This window comes from Streptomyces sp. CO7, from assembly GCF_053474865.1.
Window position 1 is genome coordinate 210,202 of the sequence record NZ_JBRIOU010000001.1, and the last position, 4,284, is coordinate 214,485.

The window sequence follows — 4,284 nt, forward strand, 5'->3', positions numbered from 1 at the left end:
TCCACGAAGAGGTCCCGGACCGTTCACGGTCCGGGACCTCGGTGTGTGCGCCGTGGAGTGGCTCCGCCCCCGCTCACGCGCCCGGGCGGCGGGCCCTGTTGCCGCTGACGGCCGCCGTGACGGCGCAGAGGAGGGCGGTGGCGGCCAGGGAACCGACGGTGATCATGGCCACGCCGACGGCGAAGAGGCCGCTGGCGTCGTTGGACCAGTCGTACCAGGCGGCCGCGGCGAGGCCGGTCGTCGTCCCGAGCACCGCGCCCGCGTACCGGCGGCGGGAGGCGGCCCACAACACGGGCGGGAGGAGGGTCAGGACCAGGCCGATCACCTGCCAGGCCTCGTACGGGCCGGTGCTGGAGCCGTCCGGGTGGACGTCGTAGCGCTGGTCCCAGCCGAGCCAGGCGGCCCAGAGGGCTGCCGCCACGGCGGCGAGGAGGAGCACCGCGAGGGCCTGGCGGGGGACGGAGGGCGTGATCGTTCGCGTGGTCATGGGCCCATCGTGGACGGCCGCCCCCGCCCGTCCGCAGAGTGCGCGTACTCAGGTTGCGGGTGAGTACCTCGAGGCGGTACGCGGTGGCGGGCGGTCAGCGGCGTCCCGCCGGTTAGGCTCCGGGGCATGACCAATGCTGAGGGTTCGGTGTTCGACGTCGAGATCGGTGCGCTCACGGGCGGTTCCGCGGAGCTGGGCCGGTACGCCGGGAACACGGCGCTGCTGATCGTGAACGTGGCGTCCAGGTGCGGCCTCACGCCGCAGTACAACGGGCTGGAGAAGCTGCACGAGCGGTACGCGGAGCGCGGGTTCGCCGTGCTGGGCGTGCCGTGCAACCAGTTCATGGGGCAGGAGCCGGGCACCTCCGAGGAGATCGCGGAGTTCTGCTCGGCGACGTACGGCGTGACCTTCCCGATGACCGAGAAGGTGGACGTCAACGGCGAGGACCGGCACCCGCTCTACCGGCGGCTGACCGGCTTCGCGGACGCCGAGGGGCACAGCGGGGACATCCGCTGGAACTTCGAGAAGTTCCTGGTGGACGGGGACGGCCGGGTCGTGGCGCGCTTCTCCCCGCAGACCGAGCCGGAGTCGGACGAGGTCGTCTCCGCGATCGAGAAGGTCCTCGGCCGATAACCCGCCGAGGGGCGCGCGCGGCAGGCGGGGACCGGCGGCTGCCGGTCGCCGGGAACGGCCGCGTGCGCGTGGTTGACCTTGCCCCTGGGTCAAGGCCCAGTCTCCCCGTCACCGGGCCGAGGGTCCGGTGACGGAGGAGGCCATGGGCATGGACGCGGGCGACGACGAGCTGATCAGCATCGGCGCGTTCGCCGCCAGGGTCCGGCTGTCCGCGAAGGCGTTGCGGCTGTACGACCGGCTGGGGCTGCTGCCCCCGGCGCACGTCGACCCGGTGAGCGGCTACCGCTCCTACCGGCCCGCCCAGGTGGAGCGGGCCCGGACGATCGTGCACCTGCGGCATCTCGACATGCCGCTGGCGGCGGTCGCCGAGGTCGTGGAGCTGATGGACCGGGACGGTCCGGCGGCGGCCGAGAGGGTGGACGCCTACTGGGCGGGCGTCGAGGCGCGGCTCGCCGGGCAGCGGGCCCTCGTGGACTTCCTCCGTGCGCGACTGGACGGAAGGACCTCCCTGATGAGCGAGCGGTACACGACGGAGACGGCGGACGTGCCCGGCTGCACGGTGCTCACCCTGAAGCGGCACGTGCTGGTGGGCGAGCTGCCCTCCTGGATCGGGACCACCCTGGACCGGCTGCACGCGGTGGCGGCCGAGGAGTGCGGAGGCGTCCCGGCGGCGCCGTTCGTGGTCTACCACTCGGAGGTGTCGCAGGAGAGCGACGGGCCCGCCGAGGTGTGCGTCCCGGTGCGGGACGCGGAGGCGGCACGGGAGTGGGCGGCGCGGCACGGCAAGGGCGTGGGCGTGGGCGTGCGCGAGGAGCCCGCGCGGCGCCTGGCGTACACCCGCATCACCAAGGCCGAGGTGGCCCAGCCGATGATCCTCAACGCCTTCGGGGCGGTGGAGCGGTGGATCACCGAGCGGGACCTGCGGGTCGCCGGGCCGTGCCGTGAGGTCTACTTCGCGGACTGGTCCGCGGCGGGGCCGACGGACCCGGTGTGCGACGTGGCGTACCCGGTGGAGCCGCCGCCGGGCGCCTGAGCGCACCGCCCCGACGGCAGTGGCCGTGGCCCGGCCGTCCGGCCGCCGCCCGGCTGACCGGGCCTGGGGACGTCTAGGGGCTCTGCGGGGCGTCCTCCGGCTCGGGGCAGGGCGTGCCGCGCTGCATCCGGTAGCGGGCGGCGAGGTGGTACGTGCCCGGGCCGGGGGCCTCCAGGACGGTCCAGGCGACGCCCCAGGCGTCCTCCTCGCCGGGCGCCAGGCAGCCGTGCGCGTTCCGGCCGTCCGGTTCGGGCGCCGGCAGGAGTTCCCCTTCGGCGTCGTAGAGGCCCAGCCACGGGGAGTGCGCCACCCGCACCGTGTAGCGGCCGGCGCGCGGCACCCGGACGGTGAGCTCGCCCTCGTCGGCGCGCAGGACCTCGGCCGGCGCGTCGGCCAGCGGGGTGGGGTCGACGACGGCGTACAGCCGCCAGTTGTCGTCGGCCCACACCTCCTGCAGGTACGGCAGGCCGCCCTCTATCAGCCGCCGTTCCTGGCGGCCGCCCTCGCCGTCCGGCGAGCCGTGCAGCGGCAGCACGACCTGGTGGACGGCCCAGCGGCGCAGCCAGGCGCGGTAGCTCCCGGCGTCCAGCGTGCCGTCGTAGAAGAGCGGGTTGCGCTCCCGGTCGGCCTGGCGGTTCCAGCCGCGGGCCAGGTTGACGTACGGGACCAGGGCGGAGGACTCGGCGTGCGAGCTGGCGGGGACCACCTCGACGCGGCCCGCCCCGGTGTCGGCGCGCTGCAGCCGGTCGACCAGCGGAGCGAGGTCGCGGGCCCAGATGGCGTCCGGCTTCATGCTGATCACGTCGGTCACGGTGCCGACGCCGACCCACGCGGTGAACAGCGTGAAGGAGGCCAGCACCGCGTACCGCCGCCGGGTGCGCGGCGCGGTCGTCGGCAGCGCGGCGAGCAGCGCGACGCCGGCGAACAGCATCGGCAGGCGGGTGATGTTGGAACCGATCTGGGAGCTGATCGCCCACACCAGCAGGGTCGCCGCGGCGTAGACCAGGCAGGTGGTCCGGACGGTCCGCCACCGCGCCGGGCTCACCGCGTACACCAGGAGGGCCGTCGTCACGGGCAGGACGGCGGTCAGGATGCCCATCGGCTGCGTCCCGGAGAACGGGAACAGCCAGGCGGAGGCCGCGACCACGACGGACGGGCCCAGTCCCAGCGCCCACGCCCCGGGGCGGCGGTGCTGGAGGAACAGGGCGACGGCGATCAGGCCGAGGAAGAGCCCGGCGACCGGCGACGCCATGGTGGCGAGGGCGGCCGGCGGGGCCACCCACAGCGCCTTCGCCCAGCGCCGTGGCCGCCCGCGCAGCGGCAGGCAGAAGACGCCGGCGACGGCCGCGAGCGCGAACAGCACGCCGAGGCCGAAGGTGACGCGGCCGGAGATCGCGTTGCAGAGCAGGCCGAAGACGCCGGCGAGGGCGGCGGGCCACACCTGGCGGTGGCCGGGGCCCGGGCGGGTGCGGCAGAGGATCAGGGTGAGCAGCCCGGCGGAGAGCGTGCCGGAGAGCATCATCGTGGCCCGCACGCCGAGGACGTGCATCAGGTAGGGCGACAGCACGCTGTAGGAGACCGGGTGCATGCCGCCGTACCAGGCCAGGTTGTAGGCCGAGTCCGGGTGCCGGCCGACGAACTCGGCCCAGGCGTCCTGCGCCGCCAGGTCCCCGCCGCTGTTCGCCATCGCGAAGAACCAGAGGACGTGGAGGACGCCGGTGAGGGCGGTGACGACGGTCACCGGGTGACGGAGGAGCCGACCGAGGCGGGCCAGGCGCGACCGGGGCGCCTGGGCGGCCCGCGGGTGCTCCGTCGCGGGGCGGTCACCCGCCCCGTCCTCCGCACCGGCCCCTCGTCCCGGTTCCGGCTCCGTCCCGGCCGGCGGCGCGGAGCGTGGCGCCGGCACACGGTCGGTGCCGGTCCGTGCGGCGGGCGCCGGCCCGTGGGCGGGGCCCGTGCCGTCCGTGACGGTGGACGGCGTCTCCGTCGGTTCCGCTGTGCTCACCTGGACGAACCTCTCTGCCCCGGGCGCCGGTCCCGCTGCCCGCGCGGTCACGGCACAGCCCGGCGACGCTAGCACGGCGCCCCGGTGCGGACCCGCCGGACCGGCGGGTCCGCACCGGGGCGCGGG

Annotated in this window: 4 protein-coding genes; 2 read left to right on the forward strand and 2 right to left on the reverse strand. The window is 75.5% G+C overall.

Annotation, left to right across the window (positions count from 1 at the left end):
* Positions 1–73: 73 nt before the first annotated feature.
* Entirely contained in the window at positions 74–487 is a 414-nt protein-coding gene (locus tag ACOV8S_RS00980) for a hypothetical protein (protein ID WP_448315370.1), read from the reverse strand.
* 126 nt (positions 488–613) lie between these two features.
* On the opposite strand from ACOV8S_RS00980, the gene ACOV8S_RS00985 reads away from it, so the two are divergent.
* Both ACOV8S_RS00985 and ACOV8S_RS00990 read left to right on the forward strand, forming a co-directional pair.
* Positions 614–1,120: a glutathione peroxidase gene (locus tag ACOV8S_RS00985; protein ID WP_448315371.1), complete on the forward strand. Its 507-nt coding sequence runs from the start codon at positions 614–616 to the stop codon at positions 1,118–1,120.
* Between the two features lie 142 nt (positions 1,121–1,262).
* Positions 1,263–2,153 (forward strand): MerR family transcriptional regulator, encoded by an 891-nt coding sequence (locus ACOV8S_RS00990; RefSeq protein ID WP_448315373.1) that lies wholly within the window; start codon positions 1,263–1,265, stop codon positions 2,151–2,153.
* 73 nt (positions 2,154–2,226) lie between these two features.
* Here the strand turns inward: ACOV8S_RS00990 and ACOV8S_RS00995 are convergent, their stop codons facing one another.
* A complete protein-coding gene (locus tag ACOV8S_RS00995) occupies positions 2,227–4,158 on the reverse strand; it encodes an MFS transporter (RefSeq protein ID WP_448315375.1) in 1,932 nt (643 codons plus the stop codon).
* Between the last annotated feature and the right edge of the window lie 126 nt (positions 4,159–4,284).

What these genes read in the sequence shown, in the direction of transcription:
- ACOV8S_RS00985 (WP_448315371.1), top strand. Translation starts at nt 614, where the DNA reads ATGACCAATGCTGAGGGTTCGGTGTTCGACGTCGAGATCGGTGCGCTC.
- ACOV8S_RS00990 (WP_448315373.1), top strand. Translation starts at nt 1,263, where the DNA reads ATGGGCATGGACGCGGGCGACGACGAGCTGATCAGCATCGGCGCGTTC.
- ACOV8S_RS00980 (WP_448315370.1), bottom strand. Translation starts at nt 487, where the DNA reads ATGACCACGCGAACGATCACGCCCTCCGTCCCCCGCCAGGCCCTCGCG.